The sequence below is a fragment of the Azospirillum sp. genome, from assembly GCF_035627195.1.
Lineage (GTDB): Bacteria > Pseudomonadota > Alphaproteobacteria > Azospirillales > Azospirillaceae > Azospirillum.
Genome location: NZ_DASPMG010000117.1, coordinates 1 through 17,699, shown reverse-complemented (window position 1 = coordinate 17,699; position 17,699 = coordinate 1). Strand labels below are relative to the sequence as shown.

Here is a 17,699-nt window from a genome sequence, read left to right as displayed (position 1 = left end):
CCTCCCTCCCCTGGCCGCGCCCCTGGCGTCTTCAGGGTGTCCGGCGGCCGTCATTGCCGGCGCGTTTCCCGCCGTTCGCTCAAGTGTGCGTGAAAACGGCCCGTTCACGCCAGCGCTTGTAAGCGGCGGCATCATCCACATCCTCCAGCATATCGACGACGGCGACGGACGTCCCCGGCGGCAGGCCGGCCAGCGTATCGGCCAGCGCGTTCTCCGTCGACCACCGCACGCCCTGAAACAGGCCGGCCGGCACGCGCGGGCAGCGCCGCATCCCCACCAGCCAATAGCCGCCGTCCCCCGCCGGGCCGAACACCGCGTCGTGCCGCCCCAGCGCGCGGAAGGCCCGCGCGACGTGGCGCGCGTCCAACTCGGGGATGTCGCTGCCGACCACCACCACCGGCCCGGCCGGCAGCGTGCGCAACGGCCGCGCCATGCGGGCACCCAGGTCGCCGCCGCCCTGCCCGATCCGGCGCGCCCGCGTGGCCGGCCAGCCCCGCGCCGCGACCGCGCGGTCGGGCGTCACCGCCAACCACAGGGTCCAGCGCGCGTCCCGCCCCAGCCGGCGCAGCACGGCCACCAGCGTCAGCCGCGCGAATCGCCAGGCCGCCACGTCCCCCACGCCCGCGGCCAGCCGCCGCTTGCCGCACCCCAGGCGCGGCAGCCGCGCGAAGACGACGACGTGCCGCTTCATCACCCGTACACCCTGCGGATCAGCCGCGGCGGCACGCCCGCCGCGTACAGCGTCAGGCACAGCAGGTTGCGCGCCGGCCGCGCCAGCCAGCCGTCCCGCTCATAGCGCGCGGCCGAGGTCACCGCGTCGGCCGGCAGCCCGGCCAGCCGGTGGCGCCCGATGCGGCGCACGAGATCGACGTCCTCCATCAGCGGCAGCGGCGCGAAGCCGCCCAACTCCTCATAAAACGGCCGCGCGATCAGCATCCCCTGGTCGCCGTACGGCAGCCCCAGCGCCCGGCTGCGCCACGCGACGATCCGTTCCAGCCGGCGCGCTGCCGGACGGGCTGAGTCGTAGCGCAGGCGGAAATAGGCCGCCCGCCGTTCGTTGGCCGGGTCGGCGGCGAACCGCTCCACCGCCGCGCGCCACCCGATCCCAAGCCGCGTGTCGGCGTGCAGGAACAGCAGCCACGGCGCCCGCCCCCCCGCCGCCCCCGCGGCGAGTTGCGGCCCCCGCCCGCGCGACGCCGCGATCACCCGTGCTCCCGCCGCCGACGCAACCGCCGGCGTGCCGTCGGCCGATCCGCCGTCGGCCACCGTCACGCACGCCCACCCGTCGCCGGACTCGCGCGCAAGCGCGTCCAGCGTGCCGGGCAGCGTCGCCGAGGCGTTCAGGCAGGGGATGACGATGTCGAGCCGCGCGGGGATCACAGGCCGGCCAGCGGGTTGAGGGATATCCGCAGCGAGAATGGCCCGCGCGGCCATGAATGTCACCCGGCCCCGGCTGGGCGGGAGCAAAAGAAAACGGGGCGCCGCGGTGTGCGGCGCCCCGTTTCGGTACCGTGCGGCGGCCGGAAACCGGCCACCGTCCCGATCACTTCACGCGGATCAGGATCTGAGCGCGGCGGTTCGACGGCTCGCGGACGTTGTCGCCGGTCGGGACCAGCAGGTTCGTCTCACCCTTGCCCTCGACCGTGATCTGGCTCGCCGGCACGCCCTTGGCGGTCAGCGACTTCTTCACGGCGTCGGCGCGGCGCAGCGAGAGCTTCTGGTTGTAGGCCGGCTTGCCCGACGTGTCGGTGTGGCCGATCACGTGGATGCTGACGGCCTTCAGCTTGCCAGCGGCGGCGGCGGCGTCGCCGATGATCTTGTCGGAGACCGGCGTGATGTTCGCCTTGTCCCAGTCGAAGAACACCAGGTATTCCGTCTGCGGCTGCTGCGAGACCGGCGGGGCCGGCGGGGTCGGCGACGGGGTGGCGGCGACGCCACCGAACGAATAGCGCAGGCCGACCATCACGGTGTGGTTGCGGTACTCGCTCTCGACCGTGCCGAACGGGCCGTCGTACTTCGGCTTGGTGGTCGCGAAGTAGCGGTAGTCGGCCGTGATCGCGATGTTGTTCGTCACGTTGTAGGCGGCGCCGACGATGCCCTGGTAGGCGAACACGACGTCGCTGTCGCTGAACGAGTAGCCGAAGTTGCTGCTCACGTCGGACTTGACGCGGGCGATACCGGCGCCGGCGCCGATGTACGGGGTGATCGGCGTGCCGGTCTTGATGTCGTACAGCACGTTGCCCATCAGAGCCCACGAGCTGGTCTTGCCCGACATGCTGGCGCCCGGGGCCAGGTTGCTGAAGCCGTCGGTCTTGTTCCGCCAGCGCCAGTCAACCTCGACCTCGCCGCGCAGGCCCATGGCCGTGGCATAGCCGGCGCTCAGGCCGACGACGCCGCCGACCTTGTAGTCGGCCTTGGTGGTGGCGCCCAGGACGAGGTCGTTGAAGTCGGCGTCGCGGGTCCAGTTCACGCCGCCGGCGGCGCCGACGTAGAAGCCCTCGGCCATCGCGACGGACGGCAGTGCGATCGCGAGCGCCGTGCCCAGCAGAATTCCACGGATGTTCATTTCTTATATGTCCCCTTCTTGACGGCGTGTGTTCGGGCCCACAGAACTCGTACCACTGCGACGCAGGCGACCTTCGCGTCGCCCGTCCCGCCGGATGAACCGGTGGAACCCTCTTCGCGCGGCCACCTCGACCTGGCCCGCCGCAATCCGTCGGCGGTTGAAACTTCCGATCCGTGAGATACCAGCATTGCCCCACCCCCACAAGGGAGCCTCCGCCCCCCTGTTGTCGGAAATCCAGCCCTGTTGCATTTTTGCGCCACGAAGAGAAGGCGGGAATTCGACACAGTCAGCACGACGGACAACTTGGCCTATGCCTTTGCCCCTACAGTCGTACGACCGCGAACGGGCAAGGGAAGGCGCTGCGGTTCTGTGACCGCAACCTTCGCGACTGTGACGGCGCGGACACTCCAACATATGGCTGCCGCGCGGGGAGGCTGCACCACCCTGGGGGCCCGTGCGGGCATGCGTCGGCGCGGCCGGCGCGGGTGGCGCCGGCCGTTAGCGGCGGGTGGCGGCGGGCGGCCGTCCGACTCGTCAGGGCGCCTCGGCGATCCCCAGCCACTCGAACTGGTGGGGATCGAGAAGGGCGGTGAGGCTGAGCGTCTTGAAGGTCTTGGGATCGTCGGCGCGCTGCATCTGGGCGTGCTGCGTGCCCAGCCCATCCTTCCGAATCGCCACGACCTGCCAGACCCCACCGCCGGGGCCGAGCTTCCGGAACATCTGGCCTTCGACGATTTCGCGCTTCCTGCGCATTTGACCTCTCCAAACCCGGGACCCAGCGGATCCGGACGGCGAACGGCCGACCGGATCCTGGTTCCGCCATGAAACACGAAAGTTACCCCGGATGGCAGTGTCCGTTGTAGGACACGCTTGTGCAACGAACCTTTTGTATCCGCACTGCAACAAACCGCACCGCGCGTCCGTTCGCGGCACTCCGGGATCGCCCCTATGTCATCCGACACATCCCTGGAACAAAGTGCGCAAAGGTGGGTTCATTGCGCCATGAGAATCGATCATGACGTGCTTCTCTTCGCGACTCGCCTCGTCGATGAACTGGGCGAGTCCGCCGTCCGCATCAGCCGCGTTCGCCTCGTCGAACTGACGGCCGCCAACAACCTCCGGGCCGCCGCCTTCTGGCGCGACGTGCTCCGCACGTCCGAACGCCTGCTGGCCGACCGGCAGCCGGTGGCGGCGGCAGCGGCGATGGCGCCCTGCGCCCCGGCGCGGCCGACCCTGGCCGACGGCATGGCGACGTAGACCCCGTCCCCACAACGGAAAAGGCCCGGCGCCGAAGCGCCGGGCCTTTCCGAACACGTGCGTCCCGGGCCTTACTTGACCTGGGCGTACTTGCCGTTGTCCCAGCGGTACCAGACGTACGCCGGGGTGGTCACGTCGCCCTTGGCGTCGAAGCCGATCTTGCCGATGACGGTGTCGAACTGGTTCTTGCGCAGGACGTCCGTCACCTTGGCGAGGTCGGTCGAGCCGGCCTTCTTCACGGCGTCGGCGTAGATCTGCATGGCGGCGTAGGTGTAGAGGGTGTAGCCCTCCGGTTCATAGCCGGCCTTGCGGAACTTCTCGACCACCGCCTTGGCTTCCGGCATCTCGCGCGGGTCCGGGCCGAAGGTCATCATCGTGTCCTGGCCGGCCGGTCCGGTGATGGCCCAGTACTCGTTGGTGACCAGCGCGTCGCCGGAGATGATCGGGGCGGTCATGCCCTGATCCTTCATCTGGCGGGCGATCAGGCCGGCTTCGGTGTGGTAACCGCCGACGTAGACGGCGTCGACCGCCGCCTGCTTCAGCTTCGACACCAGCGCCGAGTAGTCCTTCTCGCCGGCCGTGTAGGCCTCGTAGATCTTCTCCTTGGTGCCGCCGGCGTTCAGCGCCTTCTGCGTCTCGTCGGCCAAGCCCTTACCATAGGCCGACTTGTCGTGCAGGATGGCGATGTTCTTGCCCTTGTACTTCTCCAGCAGGTACTTGCCGGCGATCTGGCCCTGCTGGTCGTCACGGCCGCAGACGCGGAAGACGTTCTTCAGGCCCTGGTCGGTGAACTTCGGGTTGGTCGAGGCGGGCGACATCTGCAGGACGCCTTCCTCGTTGTAGACCTGGCTGGCCGGGATCGACGAGCCCGAGCAGAAGTGGCCGGCCACGAACTTGACGCCGGCCTTGGCCAGCTGGTTGGCCACGGCCACCGCCTGCTTCGGGTCGCAGGCGTCGTCGCCCACCTCCAGCTTCAGCTTCTGGCCGAGCAGGCCGCCGGCGGCGTTCAGGTCCGCCACGGCCATTTCCATGCCCTTCTTCATCTGCTCGCCGAAGGTGGCGTACTGGCCGGTGATCGGGCCGGCGGTGGCGACCGCGATGTCCGCCTTGGCGACCGAGGTGCCGAGCGCCGTCGCCGCGACCGCGGCAAGAAGGGAATACTTGAAGTTCATCTTGGTTGTGCTCCCTGTTGCAGGTGACCCCGCGGGGTCTTCCTCTGCCGGCGGCCTCCCAGACCGGCCGGCGGAACTGCGCGCATCATAGACCGAGTGGCGGCGGCGCGACACCGCCGATACCGCCTAATCCTCAGCCTATTCGACCGACATATGGGCGCCCGCCCGCTCGCGCCACGAGAACGGGCCGGACCGCTCGTACAGCCACGGGTATTGTGTGACCATCCGCCGCGCCTTGGCCATCTGGTAGGCGCCGAAGGCGATCACGCCGATCGCCGCCGTGTGCACGATGAAGCCGCTGATCGACAGCAGCGGCGCGTCCAGCAGCGCGAACGCCAGGAACCGGGCGCCCACACCCAGCAGCAGCGTGTAGCCGATCACCGCCGACGGCGGCTTCCAGCCCTCCGCCAGCGCCTGCCCCGTCATGAAGGCGCCGAATCCGAAGACGATGAGCGTCAGGCCGATGAACGTGCCCAGCGTGGAGCCGAGGATCGCTTCCATCAGTGCCCTCCCTCGAGGTAGGCGGCGCGCACCTCCTCGTTCGCCAGCAGCTCGGCCCCGGTGCCGGACATGGTCACCTTGCCCGTCACCATCACATAGGCCCGGTGCGCCAGCTTCAGCGCGTGGTAGGCGTTCTGCTCGACCATGAACACGGTCATGCCCTGCTCGCGGTTGATGTCCTTCACCACCTGGAAGATCTGCTTCACCACCAGCGGCGCCAGCCCCAGCGACGGCTCGTCCAGCAGCAGCAGCTTGGGCTGGCTCATCAGCGCGCGGCCGATGGCCAGCATCTGCTGCTCGCCGCCCGACATGGTGCCGGCGCGCTGGTGGATGCGCTCCTTCAGACGGGGGAACAGGTGGAAGACGCGCTCCAGCTCCCGCTCGAAGCTGCCCGGCTTGGCGGTGATGGAACCCATCTGCAGGTTCTCCAGCACCGTCATGCGCGGGAAAATTCGTCTCCCTTCGGGAGACTGCGCGATGCCGCGCCGCACGATCTCATAGGTCGGCAGGCGGGTGATCTCCTCGCCCTGGAACACCACGCGGCCCTGGCGGGCCTGCGGCGTGCCGCAGATGGTCATCAGCAGCGTCGACTTGCCGGCGCCGTTGGCGCCGATCAGCGTGACGATCTCGCCCTCGCGGATCTCGATGTCGACGCCCTTCAGCGCCTCGATCGAGCCGTAGTAGGTGTGGACGCCGGACACCGACAGCATCGTGCTCATACCCCCTCCCCGGCCCGGCGGGCGGCTTCCGGCAGGTCCTGCGCGATGACGGGCGGCAACTCCTCGCTCTCCTCCTCGCCCAGGTAGGCGCGGATGACGGCGGGGTCGTTCTTCACGTCGGTGGGAGAGCCGTCGGCGATCTTCTTGCCGTAGTCCAGCACCACCACGTGGTCGGAGATGGTCATGACGACGCTCATGTCATGCTCGATCAGCAGCACGCCGATGCGGTGCTCGTCGCGGATGTAGGTCAGCAGGTCGGACAGCTCGTGCGACTCGCGCGGGTTCAGGCCGGCCGCCGGCTCGTCCAGGCACAGCAGCACGGGCTCCGTGCACATGGCCCGCGCGATCTCCAGCCGGCGCTGGGCGCCGTACGGCAGGTTCGCCGCCGACCAGTCGGCGTAGTCCAGCAGCTTCACCCGGTCCAGCCAGTACTTGGCCAGCTCGATCGACTCCTTCTCCGCCTTCCGGTAGGTCGGCAGGCCAAGCAGGCCGGCGATGGAAAACCCGGACGCCCGCATCAGCTTGTTGTGCTGCGCGACGATCAGGTTCTCCAGCACGCTCATACCGCCGAACAGGCGGATGTTCTGGAAGGTGCGCGCCACGCTGGCCTTCTGCGAGATCACGTAGCCGGGCATCCGCTCCAGCAGGAACTCGCGCCCGTCCTTCTGGTGGCGCAGCGACAGCCGCCCCACCGTCGGCGTGTAGAAGCCGGTGATGCAGTTGAACAGCGTCGTCTTGCCGGCGCCGTTCGGGCCGATGATGGCGGTGATGTGCCGGTTCTGCGCCCGGAACGACACGTCGTTGACCGCGACCAGGCCGCCGAAGCGCATGGTCAGGTGTTCGACCGTCAGCAGCGGGGCTTCGTCGTGGATTGCCATGGGGGAGGATCCGTTCGTCACTTGGCGCGCCCTCCGGCGATGCCCTGTCCGCCCGCGGCCGCGGTGCCGGCGGCCGGTCCGCCGCCGCCGGACCCCTTGCGGCCGTGCAGCAGGACGGTCGGGTCGCGGTGCGCCAGCAGGCCGCGCGGGCGCCACAGCATGATCACCACCATGCCCAGCCCGAAGGCCAGCATGCGGTAGTCGGCCAGTTCGCGGAACATCTCCGGCAGGCCGATGACCAGGAAGGTGGCGAGCACCACGCCCATCTGGCTGCCCATGCCGCCCAGCACGACGATGGCCAGGATGATGGCGGATTCGATGAAGGTGAAGCTCTCCGGGCTGACGAAGCCCTGGCGCGTGGCGAAGAAGGAGCCGGCGAAGCCGCCGAACATGCCGGCGATGGCGAAGGCCGCCAGCTTCACGTTGGTGCGGTTGATGCCCAGCGAGGTGCAGGCGATGTCGTCCTCGCGCAGCGCTTCCCACGCGCGGCCCAGCGGCAGCTTGCGGATGCGCAGCGTGAACAGGTTGACCATCAGCGCCAGCACCAGGATCAGGTAGTACAGGAAGATGATCCGGTGGACGGACGAGAACTCCAGCCCGAACATCTCCGCGAACGACGGCATCGTCTCCGTGCCGGTGCGGGTGAAGTCGGCGATGCCGAAGAAGCTCGGCCGCGGGATGCCGGTGATGCCGTTGGGGCCGCCGGTGAACTGATACCAGTTGACCAGGATGATGCGGATGATCTCGCCGAAGCCCAGCGTCACGATGGCGAAATAGTCGCCGCGCAGGCGCAGCACCGGGAAGCCCAGCATCACGCCGCCGATCACCGCCAGGATGCCCGCCAGCGGCAGGCAGGCCCAGAAGCTCAGCCCGAAATAGGTCGCCAGCAGCGCGTAGGAATAGGCACCGATGGCGTAGAAGGCGACGTAGCCGAGGTCGAGCAGGCCGGCGAGGCCCACCACGATGTTCAGCCCCCAGCCCAGCATCACGTAGGTCAGCAGGAGGATGCCGATGTCCAGCAGCTGGCGGTCGGCGATGGGCAGCAGCGGGAACGCCACGGCCAGCGCGATGCCGATCGGGCCCAGGAAGCGCGAGGCGTCCTGCACCTTGGCGCCGAAGCGGTCCATGCGCCGGTCGCGCTCGGCCTGCGTCAGCTTGGAGCGGTGGGTGCCCACCGAGATGCCGGCGCGGATGGCGATGATGGCGCCGCCCAGCACCAGGATGACGTTCAGCATCGGCGTCGGCAGGTCGATCAGCAGGCCGGCCACGGCCGCCGCGATCGACAGGACCAGCACCGCCAGCGCCTGCCCCTCGCGGATCAGGCACAGGCCCAGGCGCCCGAAGAACACCAGCGCCACGGCGGCGATGACCTCGTCGAAGCGGGTCTCGATGCCCAGGCCGACCGGGCGGTCGACGGTGCGGAAGCCGACGAGCGGCAGGGTGAGCAGCACGGCCACCGCGGCGGCCATGCCGGCCTCCCGCAGGATGGCGGGCCACGCGACGGCGCGCGGCGAGGAGAGGGAGATCGCGGTCATGGCGTCACACCTTCTCGATCTCCGGCCGCCCGAGCAGGCCGGTGGGCCGGAAGATCAGCACCAGGACGAGGATGGAGAAGGTCGCAACGTCCTTCCATTCGCTGCCCACGTAGCCCGACCAAAACGATTCGATCAGGCCGATGATGAAGCCGCCGAGCATGGCCCCCGGCAGCGAGCCGATGCCGCCCAGCACCGCCGCCGTGAACGCCTTCACGCCGGCCAGGAAGCCGATGTAGAAGTCGATCACGCCGTAGGTCAGCAGCACCATCATGCCCGCCACGGCGGCCAGCGCGGCACCCATCACGAAGGTCAGCGAAATGATGCGGTCGACGTTGACGCCCAAAAGGCCGGCCATCGTCTTGTCCTGCTCGCACGCGCGCTGGGCGCGGCCGAGTTCCGTGCGGTTGATGATCTGCGTGAACCCGTACATCAGCGCGATGGTGATGACGATGGTGGCCAGCCGGATGTAGCTGACGCTCACCTCCCCGTCCAACAGCACGAAGTTGCCGGTCACGATGGGCTGAAGCGGCTTGTTGCGCGCGCCCTGGATGATCTGCACGTAGTTCTGCAGGAAGATCGACACGCCGATCGCCGAGATCAGAGGCGCCAGGCGCGGCGAGCTGCGCAGCGGCCGGTAGGCGATGCGCTCCACCGTCCAGCCGTAGATGCTGGTGAACAGCATGGCCGAGGCCAGCATCAGCAGCAGCGCCAGCGGCACCCAGGTGACGCCGACCATCCCCATGACCAGGAAAGTGATCAGCGCCACGAAGGCGCCGATCATATAGATCTCGCCATGGGCGAAGTTGATCATGCCGATGATGCCGTACACCATCGTATAGCCGATGGCGATGAGGCCGTAGATGGCCCCCAGCGACAGGCCGTTGATCAACTGTTGCAGAAAATATGCGTGTTCCATCAGCCTTGCCCCGCCGCCAGGAACACAGGCGGAAGGATCGCCAAGGCCGGTACCCAGCGTTCCCAGATCACGTGAACTCCGTTCCCTGAACTTTTGGCCGCCCCGATCGGTCGGCGGCCCCATTCTTTATCATTCAGGACGTTAGCCCCACTGATTGAACGGGGCAAGAGGGTAAAACCACCCCTCGGCCGAATTGCCGAGGAGTTCTCGCAATTTTGCAAAGAAGATGCTTAAGCCCTTGACCGGCGGCAACTTTCGAGCCGGACACCGATAGCATGCGTGCCTAGAATAACCGCCCGCCGCTGCTCAGCAGGATCAAGACGACGGTGCCCACCGTGACTCCGACCGGCACGCTGCGGCGCACAAGGCAGAAGGCCGCCAGCGCCGCCGCCACGGCCAGCGTGCGTTCGGCGAATCCGGTCGCCTGCAGCGGCCCCACGGGCAGCAGGATCATGCGCGCGATCAGCCCCGCCAGCAGCGCGTAGGCGACGCAGCCGACCCAGCGGAACACCGCGCCGTTGGGGTCGATGCGCCCGGACAGCGCCACCCCCAGCGCCCGCGGGACATAGGTGACCACGGCCGCCGCCGCCAGCGCCGCCCAGATGCCCGCCTCGGAACCCCACGCGTCAGCCACGCTTCGCCTCCCGCGCCGGCCACCACCGGTCCACCAGAAAGGCCAGCGTGCCGGCCACCACCCCGGTGATCAGCAGGCCGTAGGACGGCACGATCAGGTGCAGCGCCGGCCCCAGCACCGCGCCCAGCGCCAGCGCACACACCCGCGCCCGGTCGCGCAGGTCGCCGGCGAACAGCAGCAGGAAATAGAGCGGGTTGAGGAAGACGAGGCCCAGTGTCACCGGGTGCGGCACCATGCCGGCCAGGAAGAAGCCGGCCGCCGTCCCGCCCAGCGTCACCACCCACAGCGTGGCGGAATAGCCGGCGAACCACGCCAGCCGCTCGCCCGGCGGCAAATCCGGCAGGCGCCGCATGCCGTTGGCCCAGGACGTCACCGCCACCACGTGCGCCAGCGCGTAATGCCACCAGCGCGGCGGCCCTCCCCGCCCCAGCAGCGGCATGATGGTGACGACCATGGGCATCAGGCGCGTGTTGGTCAGCGCCACCGCGAGGCTGATGGCCAGCAGGGTCGAGCCGACCGAATAGAGTTCCACCAGCGCCATCTGCCCCGGCAGCGCCCAGCCGGTGGCGGTGGAGGCCAGGGCGACCGGCAGGCCCAGCCCGCTCTCGCGCACCAGCGACCCGAAGCCGACGTAGCTGGCGACCAGCACCGCGCTCGGCAGTCCCAGCGCCTCGCGCACGGCGCCGGCCACCACCGGCCGGCGGCGGTCCGGCAAGGTCTCGGCGGTCATCCCCGCTCCCCGAAGCTGTTCCCTACGCTTCGTATACGGAACGTTCGGCGCGCGAAAACGTGCGTTCTTCGCACGGTCGCCATGCGCGCCGGCCCAAGGGCGCCGCGAATCGAAAACCCCTCCCGCCGGTGGGCGGGAGGGGTTCGATAACGTTGCGCCGTGATGGTGCGCCGTGCCGGGAAGGGTCAGCCCTCAGGGCAATCGCCTGAACGGGCCTGGGGTTGCTGTGTAGCCCCTCTCCCTTGACGGGGCGACGCCGAAGGGCGTCGCGGTTGGGGAGAGGGTGGTTACGCCTCTCATGCTGGCCGAAGGCCAGCGCTGCCGGCGTCAGGCGGATGCCTTTGGCATCCGCTGAGAGCCCGGCAGGGCGGAAGTGACTTATGTCCCGGCTTCCGCCGGTAACTTCCCCCTCTCCCCAACCCCTCCCCCGCCAAGGGGGAGGGGCTTTCAAGCGATTGCCCTGGATCAGCCCTTGGTGGGCTTGCTCACTTCGGCGACGTTCGGCTTGGTCGGCTTCGCCTTGGCGGGGGCCGGGGCCTTGGCCGTGCTCGCCTTGGCCGGCGCCGGCTTGGCGTTGGCGGGCTTGGCGTTGGCCGGCTTGGCCTTGCTGCGCGACGGCTCGACGGAGGCGACCGTCATGCTGTCGGGCAGGCTCACCACCTTCACGTCGCACAGCGGTTTGCTGGCCAGATGCTTGATGCCGGCGTTCTGCTCGTCGGACGTCAGGACGCGGATGTCATCCGGCGTCAGGTCCATCGCCCGGTGGGCGCGGTCGACGAAGGTGGCGCAGTAGGTCGGCGTGCCGATGGTGGCCGCGCGGCGGCTGACCTCGTTGGCCAGCTCGGTGCGGAACATGTCGAAATTGCGCGTCGCGTTGCCGGCCGAGGTGCGCTTGTAGTGGTCGATCATCGCCGCTTCCGCCTTGGAGATCAGCGAGCGGTGCTTGACCGTGAATTCCTGGTACTTGGCGTAGGGCGTCTTGTCCGGCATGACGGACTGGCAGGTCAGGCCGGTGACCATCAGCTCCGTGTGCATGCGCAGGGTCTGCTCCGCCGCGTGCTCCGCCCGGTTGTAGCAGGCGCCCGGCTTGCCGGCCGCCGCGGCGGGCAGCGACACTCCGGCGACGGCAACCGCGGCGACCACGGCGGCGACCGAGCGGCGGAACAGCGGGAAAGAACAGGCGTGGGCGGCGCGCTCGCGATTCATCTCATGCTCCGGCAGCGGTGGCGCAGGACGGCGCGCGAACTCTTGGGAATCGCGCCGTCTCTTTCGCTCGTTCTACAAGATCCCAAGAAGCGGTCAACCGAATTCCGCCCGCCCAGGACGCATTGTCCCGAGGCTGGAGATTCGGCGCAACGGTTGCTTCGGTTGGACGGTCCCGCTTTTTCCGAGTACTGATGAAATCGCCAAGCCCCCGCGCCGCTCCGGGCGCCGGGTTGGGGCGCGAGATTGGGATGGATGGGGCCATGATCCGCATCGGCATCGACCTCGGCGGAACCAAGACGGAGGGAATCGCCCTCGATCGCAATGGTAACCAAATGGCACGCCGCCGGGTTCCCACCCCGCGCGACGATTATGCCGCCACGGTACGTACGATCGTGCAGCTGGTGGCCGCGCTGGAGGCCGAGTGCGGCGCGTCCCGCGCTTCGGCCAAGGCATCGGTGGGCGTGGGCATCCCCGGCATCGTCTCACCCGCCACCGGCCTGGTGAAGAACGCCAACTCGACCTGGCTGATCGGCCATCCCTTCGACCGCGACCTCGCCACGGCGCTGGGCCGGCCGGTGCGGGTGGAGAACGACGCCAACTGCCTCGCCGTGTCGGAGGCGGCGGATGGTGCCGGTGCCGGCTGCCCGGTCGTCTTCGCCGCCATCCTCGGCACCGGCTGCGGCAGCGGCATCGTCGTGCACGGCCGACCCATGAGCGGCCGCAACGCCGTGGCGGGGGAGTGGGGGCACAATCCCCTGCCCTGGCCGCGCGCGTGGCCGCACGGCGACGAGCGGCCGGGCCCCGCCTGCTATTGCGGCAGGCACGGCTGCCTGGAGACGTTCGTCTCCGGCCCCGGCTTCGCCGCCGACCACCACGCCGTCACCGGCGAGACCCTGAGCGCCGAAGAGATCATCGCCCGCGCCGCCGCCGGCGACCCGGCGGCGCGGGCGTCCTTCGACCGCCTGACCGACCGGCTGGGGCGCGGTCTGGCGGCGGTGGTCAACCTGCTCGACCCCGACGTGATCGTGCTGGGCGGCGGCCTGTCGAACGTGGACGCCCTGTACGCGGCGCTACCGCCGCTCATCGAGCGCTGGGCCTTCTCCGACCGCATCGACACCCCCGTCCGCCGCGCCGTGCACGGCGATTCCAGCGGCGTGCGCGGTGCCGCGTGGCTGTGGCGGCCGGAGGAACTCGGTTAATCGAGGCCCATCTGCACTTCCCGCACGGTGCCCGGCTCGGCCGTGCGCGGCGCGGCGGCGCGGCGTTGCGTGGCGCTGACCGACCCCTGCGGCGGGTTCAGCGAGCGCACGGCGCCGTAATGCGGGGTCGCCTGCCGCTGGTCGGTGCCGTAGGCGCGGGTGGAGGCGCGGAACTGGTTGCGTCCGGGCTGGGCCTGCTGCGTCATCGGCTGCGCCGGGCCGTTCTGGCCGTTCAGGTTGCCCAGGCGGTTCCACTGCGCGCGCGGGGCGGCGGCCGGCGGCGCCGGCTGGCCGGGGCCGACCGGCACCATGTACTGGTACAGCCAGTCGTCCTGCCGGTTGTGGCGCTGCTGGTGCTGGTACTGGTGCGGCATCGCGTCGAACTGGCGGGTGAAGTCCTGGGCGGACGCGGCGTCCGGCGCGACGAGCGCGCCGGCCAGAAGCACGGAAGCCGAGAGCACGGAAGCCGATAGCGCGGAAGCCGATAGCGCGGAAGCCAGGGTGCGGACCATGGATGGGCCTTCTGCCGGAATGCGGGACCAGCCCCGATTCGGCCCCACGCCGGCCCGTCCGTCCAGCGCGCGTGAGCATTAGCCAGGAGGGGGCGCCGGACCGGCGAAATGGCTGCCCCCGCAAGGAGCGGCTTGCTCTGCCGCGCGTGCGCTGCTAGGAGCGTCCGCATGACGTTCGAGGTTCTCAACCGCCGCATGGAGCATCGCTGGCTGCTCGGCCGCGACGCCACGGCCCCGACCCTCGTCTTCCTGCACGAGGGACTGGGCTCCGTCTCGCTCTGGCGGGACTTCCCCGAGCGCCTGACGGCCATCACCGGCTGCCCTGGGCTTCTGTACTCGCGCCTGGGCCACGGCCGCTCCGACCCGGCCGACGCGCAGCGCGGCCCCGACTACCTGCACCGCGAGGCGGTGGAGGTGCTGCCGGCGGTGCTCGACAACTTCGGCATCCAGGAGCCGATCCTCGTCGGCCACAGCGACGGCGCCTCGATCGCGCTGATCTACGCCGCCTCCGGCCGCCCGACCAAGGGCGTCATCGTCGAGGCGCCGCACAGCTTCGTGGAGGACGTGACCCTGGCCGGCGTCCACGCCGCGGTGGAGACGTGGCACACCACCGACCTGCCCCAGCGCATGGCCAGGCACCACAACGACGCGGAGCGGCTGTTCCGCTCCTGGTCGGGAATCTGGCTCGATCCCGCCTTCCGGTCCTGGAACATCCAGTCGCTGCTGGCGAACATCACCGCCCCCGTCCTGGCGATCCAGGGCGAGGACGACGAATACGGCACCCCCGCCCAGGTGGACGCCGTGGTGACGCGCGTCGCCGGCCCGTCGGAGGGGCTGCTGCTGCCCAACTGCGGCCACACCCCGCACCGCGACCAGCGCGAGGTGGTGCTGGACGCCATGGAGCACTTCATCAACCGCGCCGCCGGCCGAGACTCCGACGAAGCCGCCGCTTGACCCAGCGCCCGCTGGGCTTGACCGTGATCGACCCGTCCGGCCGCCGCCGGAACGCCCATCCCCGCGTCGCGAACCATTCCCGCATCAGCAGCGCCGTGATCACGCCGATCGACCCGCCGGCCAGGATGTCGCTGAGGTAGTGCACGTCCAGCACCACCCGGCTGAACGCCCCCGTCACCCCCGCCGCCAGGATCGGCCACCGCCACCGCGGCCACAGGAACGCCGCCACCATCGCCACGCCCAGGAAGGTGCAGGCGTGCCCGGACGGGAACGACCAGTAGTCGGGCGTCGAGGCGAACAGCGTGAAGGCCGGCCCGTCCGGCGGCAGGTCCACATAGGGGCGCGCGCGCCCGACCACGTGCTTGACCACGCCGACGATGAAGTTGGACGCCGCCAGCACCGCGAACAGGAACGCGCACGCCTCCGCCGCCCAGGCGTAGAGCCGCCGGTTGCCGGCATCGGCGCGCCGGCTCAGCGCGGCGAACACCACCGCCCCCACGGCACCGCTCGGCCAGTACCAGTAGTGCCAGCCGAACAGGGTGACGACCTCGAACACCGCCACCACGGTCTTGGGCCACGCCCGCACCGTCTCCGCCACGCCCAGGTCGACGTAGCGCATGAGCATGGCGATCAGCAGCGCCCCCGCCACCAGCCAGAGAAGCGCCTTCAGCGTGGGGTTGCGAACCGGCATGGCGGAGGGGTCCCGTGTGGGGCGCCCCGCCGTCTCAGCGCGCGGGGCCGTAGAGGGTCAGCGCGATGCGCCGGCCGTTGTTGTAGTTGAAGCCGCGCACCTGGGCCAGCGCCCTGGGTTCGGTACCCCCAAGGAAGCTGCGGAACTCCGCCTCCTGCCGCTCCTCGACCAGGGCCAGCGCGCAGGCCGGGTCGGCCTTCATGTGCTCCGCCGCCATCGCCCCGCCGCCAAGCTTCGTCCGCGTCCCGGCCAGGAATACGAGGCTCGGCTCCGTATAGCCGGCCGACGCCACCACGCTGTCCGGGCACGGCCGCGCCGCCGCCACCGCGGCCGCCGCCGACCGGCTGATCCACAGCCCGTCGATGCGCGGCAGCACGAACTGGTAGGTCACCCCGTACAGCACCGCCGCCGAGGTCAGCGCCGCCGCGACCGCAACGCCGGTGCGCCGCCGCGCCCCGCCCCGCACTGCCAACGTGCGCACCGCCAGCGTGAACAGGCCCAGCACCACCGGCACCATCGCCACCGCCGCCCAGTCGATGCGCTGGTCGACCAGCCACGGGATCACCGCCACGGCCGCCGTCAGCGCGCCGTAGGTCAGCGCCCCCAGCGCCGCCGCGGCGATGAACAGCGTGCGCCGCGGCCGTTCCTCCGTCCGTCCGAAGGCGTCCAGCGCCGCGGCGGCGGTCAGCATGGCGATGGCCGGGAAGGTGGGCGAGGTGTAGTGCAGCAGTTTGGTCGGCACCGCCTCGAACACCACCCAGGTCGGCACGATCCAGGCGACGCAGAAGCGCACCGCCGCTTCATTTCGCCGCGCCCACACCCAGGGCAGCGCCAGCAGCGTCAGGAACGACCAGGGCGCAAAGGTGATCCAGAAGGTGCCCAGGTAATAGCCGGGCGGCAGGCCCTTGCCCTCCTGCCCGCCGGCGACCTTGCCCAGCATGTCGTGCCCGACGGATTCGGCGAAGAAGGCGCCCTTGGTCTGGATGGCGATGGCGATCAGCCAGGGTGCCGCGATCGCCGCGACGATGCCCAGCCCCATCAGCGGCCGCAGCCGCTTCACCCAGGCGATGCGCCGGTCCCACAGCGCCAGCGCGGCCACCGTGCCGCCCGACACCAGCGCCACGATCGGCCCCTTGACCAGCACGCTGACGCCCGCCACCACCCAGAACAGCGCGGCGACGCCGCGCCCCGGCGCCGGCCCGTCGCGGCCCACGTAGACGGCGGCCAGCACCGCCTGCGCGGCCGTCAGGGTGGCCAGCAGCACGGCGTCGGTCTTCGCCATGCGCGCCTCGACGCCCAGCACGACGCAGCCCGCCAGCATGACGCCGGCGAGCGCCCCCGCCGCCGGCCCGAACAGCCGCGTCCCCGCCCAGGCGGTCAGCAGCACCGACAGCACCGCACCCAGCAGCGACGGCACGCGGTACGTCCAGATCACCTTGGCATCGGCGTCGATCAGCGCGGTGGCGGCGCTTTGCAGCCAGTAGATGCCGACCGGCTTCTTCCAGCGCGGCTCGTCTTGGAAGCGGATGTCGATCAGGTCACCGCTTTCCAGCATCTGGGAGGAGGCCTGCGCGAAGCGCGCCTCGTCGCGGTCGAAGGGCGGCAGGTCCAGGAAGCCCGGCGCGAACAGGCCGAAACTCAGCACCGCCAGCAGCGCGTACACCACGGCGCCGCGCAGCCGCGCCGCGACTCCGCCGCCGGGAACGGTGGCCTGGACCGCCGCCTCGCTCATGGCGCCGCACCTTCGCGCTTGTGCGTCCAGACGAAGTACAGGTTGCGGAAGTAGATGAGCAGGCCCAGCCCTTGCCCGAACATGTAGACGGGGTCCATCCGGTAGATGGAATAGGCCAGCAGCAGGATGCCGCCGCCGATGCTGAAGTACCAGAAGGTCTCCGGCACGATGCTGCGGCGGACGCGCTCGCTGGCGATCCACTGGACGACGAAGCGCATCATGAACAGCGCTTGGGCGAAAAAGCCGATGCCGATCCAGACGATCTCGGTCGTCGAACGGTCGTTGAACCAGGCAACCAGGGCGTCGATCATGGGATGGGATGTCCGGAAACGGGCCGGGCGGGGGCGCGTTCAGCGCTCCTCGACCGCGGCGGAAAGTTTGGTGCGCTGCTTCAGCCAGAAGACGCCGAGCAGGTCGACGACGCCGATCAGGCCACGGCGCCAGTTGGTGTACTTCGACACGCCCCGCTCGCGCGGCCGGTGGTTGACGGCGACGTA

General features: G+C 70.1%; 20 protein-coding genes. 3 read left to right on the top strand and 17 right to left on the bottom strand.

Annotated features, from left to right (window positions below; translation table 11 throughout):
* Positions 1–79 precede the first annotated feature (79 nt).
* From VED21_RS10515 to VED21_RS10500, 4 genes are all read right to left on the bottom strand, one after another.
* Complete coding sequence (locus VED21_RS10515) at positions 80–691, bottom strand: TIGR04282 family arsenosugar biosynthesis glycosyltransferase (RefSeq protein WP_324882298.1); 612 nt, start codon at positions 689–691, stop codon at positions 80–82.
* Entirely contained in the window at positions 691–1,380 is a 690-nt protein-coding gene (locus VED21_RS10510; protein WP_324882297.1) for a TIGR04283 family arsenosugar biosynthesis glycosyltransferase, read from the bottom strand. Before VED21_RS10510 ends, VED21_RS10515 begins: the two co-directional genes overlap by 1 nt.
* Before the next feature lie 163 nt (positions 1,381–1,543).
* Positions 1,544–2,566 (bottom strand): OmpA family protein, encoded by a 1,023-nt coding sequence (locus tag VED21_RS10505; RefSeq protein ID WP_324882296.1) that lies wholly within the window; start codon positions 2,564–2,566, stop codon positions 1,544–1,546.
* Between the two features lie 534 nt (positions 2,567–3,100).
* Positions 3,101–3,319: a hypothetical protein gene (locus VED21_RS10500; protein WP_324882294.1), complete on the bottom strand. Its 219-nt coding sequence runs from the start codon at positions 3,317–3,319 to the stop codon at positions 3,101–3,103.
* 249 nt (positions 3,320–3,568) lie between these two features.
* Here VED21_RS10500 and VED21_RS10495 point away from each other — a divergent pair, with 249 nt between their 5' ends.
* Entirely contained in the window at positions 3,569–3,823 is a 255-nt protein-coding gene (locus tag VED21_RS10495) for a hypothetical protein (RefSeq protein WP_324882293.1), read from the top strand.
* Between the two features lie 71 nt (positions 3,824–3,894).
* On the opposite strand, the gene VED21_RS10490 is transcribed toward VED21_RS10495, so the two are convergent.
* From VED21_RS10490 to VED21_RS10450, 9 genes are all read right to left on the bottom strand, one after another.
* Positions 3,895–4,995, bottom strand: coding sequence for a branched-chain amino acid ABC transporter substrate-binding protein (locus tag VED21_RS10490; protein WP_324882292.1), 1,101 nt, complete (start codon positions 4,993–4,995; stop codon positions 3,895–3,897).
* A 138-nt stretch (positions 4,996–5,133) separates the two neighbouring features.
* Positions 5,134–5,496, bottom strand: a complete 363-nt coding sequence (locus VED21_RS10485; RefSeq protein WP_324882291.1) for a DUF6867 family protein — start codon at positions 5,494–5,496, stop codon at positions 5,134–5,136.
* Positions 5,496–6,206: an ABC transporter ATP-binding protein gene (locus tag VED21_RS10480; protein ID WP_324882335.1), complete on the bottom strand. Its 711-nt coding sequence runs from the start codon at positions 6,204–6,206 to the stop codon at positions 5,496–5,498. The genes VED21_RS10485 and VED21_RS10480 overlap by 1 nt, the downstream gene beginning before the upstream one ends.
* Before the next feature lie 5 nt (positions 6,207–6,211).
* Positions 6,212–7,093, bottom strand: a complete 882-nt coding sequence (locus VED21_RS10475; protein WP_324882290.1) for an ABC transporter ATP-binding protein — start codon at positions 7,091–7,093, stop codon at positions 6,212–6,214.
* Between the two features lie 17 nt (positions 7,094–7,110).
* Positions 7,111–8,628, bottom strand: a complete 1,518-nt coding sequence (livM, locus tag VED21_RS10470) for a high-affinity branched-chain amino acid ABC transporter permease LivM (RefSeq protein ID WP_324882289.1) — start codon at positions 8,626–8,628, stop codon at positions 7,111–7,113.
* Between the two features lie 4 nt (positions 8,629–8,632).
* On the bottom strand, positions 8,633–9,544 hold the full coding sequence (locus tag VED21_RS10465; protein WP_324882288.1) for an ABC transporter permease subunit: 912 nt from the start codon (positions 9,542–9,544) through the stop codon (positions 8,633–8,635).
* Positions 9,545–9,827: 283 nt separating this feature from the next.
* Complete coding sequence (locus VED21_RS10460; RefSeq protein WP_324882287.1) at positions 9,828–10,178, bottom strand: AzlD domain-containing protein; 351 nt, start codon at positions 10,176–10,178, stop codon at positions 9,828–9,830.
* A complete protein-coding gene (locus VED21_RS10455; protein ID WP_324882286.1) occupies positions 10,171–10,908 on the bottom strand; it encodes an AzlC family ABC transporter permease in 738 nt (245 codons plus the stop codon). Before VED21_RS10455 ends, VED21_RS10460 begins: the two co-directional genes overlap by 8 nt.
* A 465-nt stretch (positions 10,909–11,373) precedes the next feature.
* On the bottom strand, positions 11,374–12,114 hold the full coding sequence (locus VED21_RS10450) for a hypothetical protein (RefSeq protein WP_324882285.1): 741 nt from the start codon (positions 12,112–12,114) through the stop codon (positions 11,374–11,376).
* 260 nt (positions 12,115–12,374) lie between these two features.
* Here VED21_RS10450 and VED21_RS10445 point away from each other — a divergent pair, with 260 nt between their 5' ends.
* The gene (locus tag VED21_RS10445) at positions 12,375–13,313 is read left to right on the top strand and encodes an ROK family protein (RefSeq protein ID WP_324882284.1); all 939 of its coding nucleotides are present in this window, start codon (positions 12,375–12,377) and stop codon (positions 13,311–13,313) included.
* On the opposite strand, the gene VED21_RS10440 is transcribed toward VED21_RS10445, so the two are convergent.
* Entirely contained in the window at positions 13,310–13,774 is a 465-nt protein-coding gene (locus VED21_RS10440; RefSeq protein ID WP_324882283.1) for a hypothetical protein, read from the bottom strand. The genes VED21_RS10445 and VED21_RS10440 overlap by 4 nt on opposite strands.
* A 219-nt stretch (positions 13,775–13,993) precedes the next feature.
* Between VED21_RS10440 and VED21_RS10435 the strand changes: the two genes are divergently transcribed.
* Positions 13,994–14,779: an alpha/beta hydrolase gene (locus VED21_RS10435; protein WP_324882282.1), complete on the top strand. Its 786-nt coding sequence runs from the start codon at positions 13,994–13,996 to the stop codon at positions 14,777–14,779.
* Here VED21_RS10435 and VED21_RS10430 read toward each other — a convergent pair.
* From VED21_RS10430 to VED21_RS10420, 3 genes are read right to left on the bottom strand one after another with little or no spacing between them, the layout of a single operon-like run.
* Positions 14,736–15,470, bottom strand: a complete 735-nt coding sequence (locus VED21_RS10430) for a phosphatase PAP2 family protein (RefSeq protein ID WP_324882281.1) — start codon at positions 15,468–15,470, stop codon at positions 14,736–14,738. The genes VED21_RS10435 and VED21_RS10430 overlap by 44 nt on opposite strands.
* 34 nt (positions 15,471–15,504) lie before the next feature.
* Positions 15,505–17,202, bottom strand: a complete 1,698-nt coding sequence (locus VED21_RS10425) for a glycosyltransferase family 39 protein (protein WP_324882280.1) — start codon at positions 17,200–17,202, stop codon at positions 15,505–15,507.
* Positions 17,199–17,513, bottom strand: coding sequence for a lipid-A-disaccharide synthase N-terminal domain-containing protein (locus VED21_RS10420; protein ID WP_324882279.1), 315 nt, complete (start codon positions 17,511–17,513; stop codon positions 17,199–17,201). The genes VED21_RS10425 and VED21_RS10420 overlap by 4 nt, the downstream gene beginning before the upstream one ends.
* Positions 17,514–17,699: the final 186 nt, after the last annotated feature.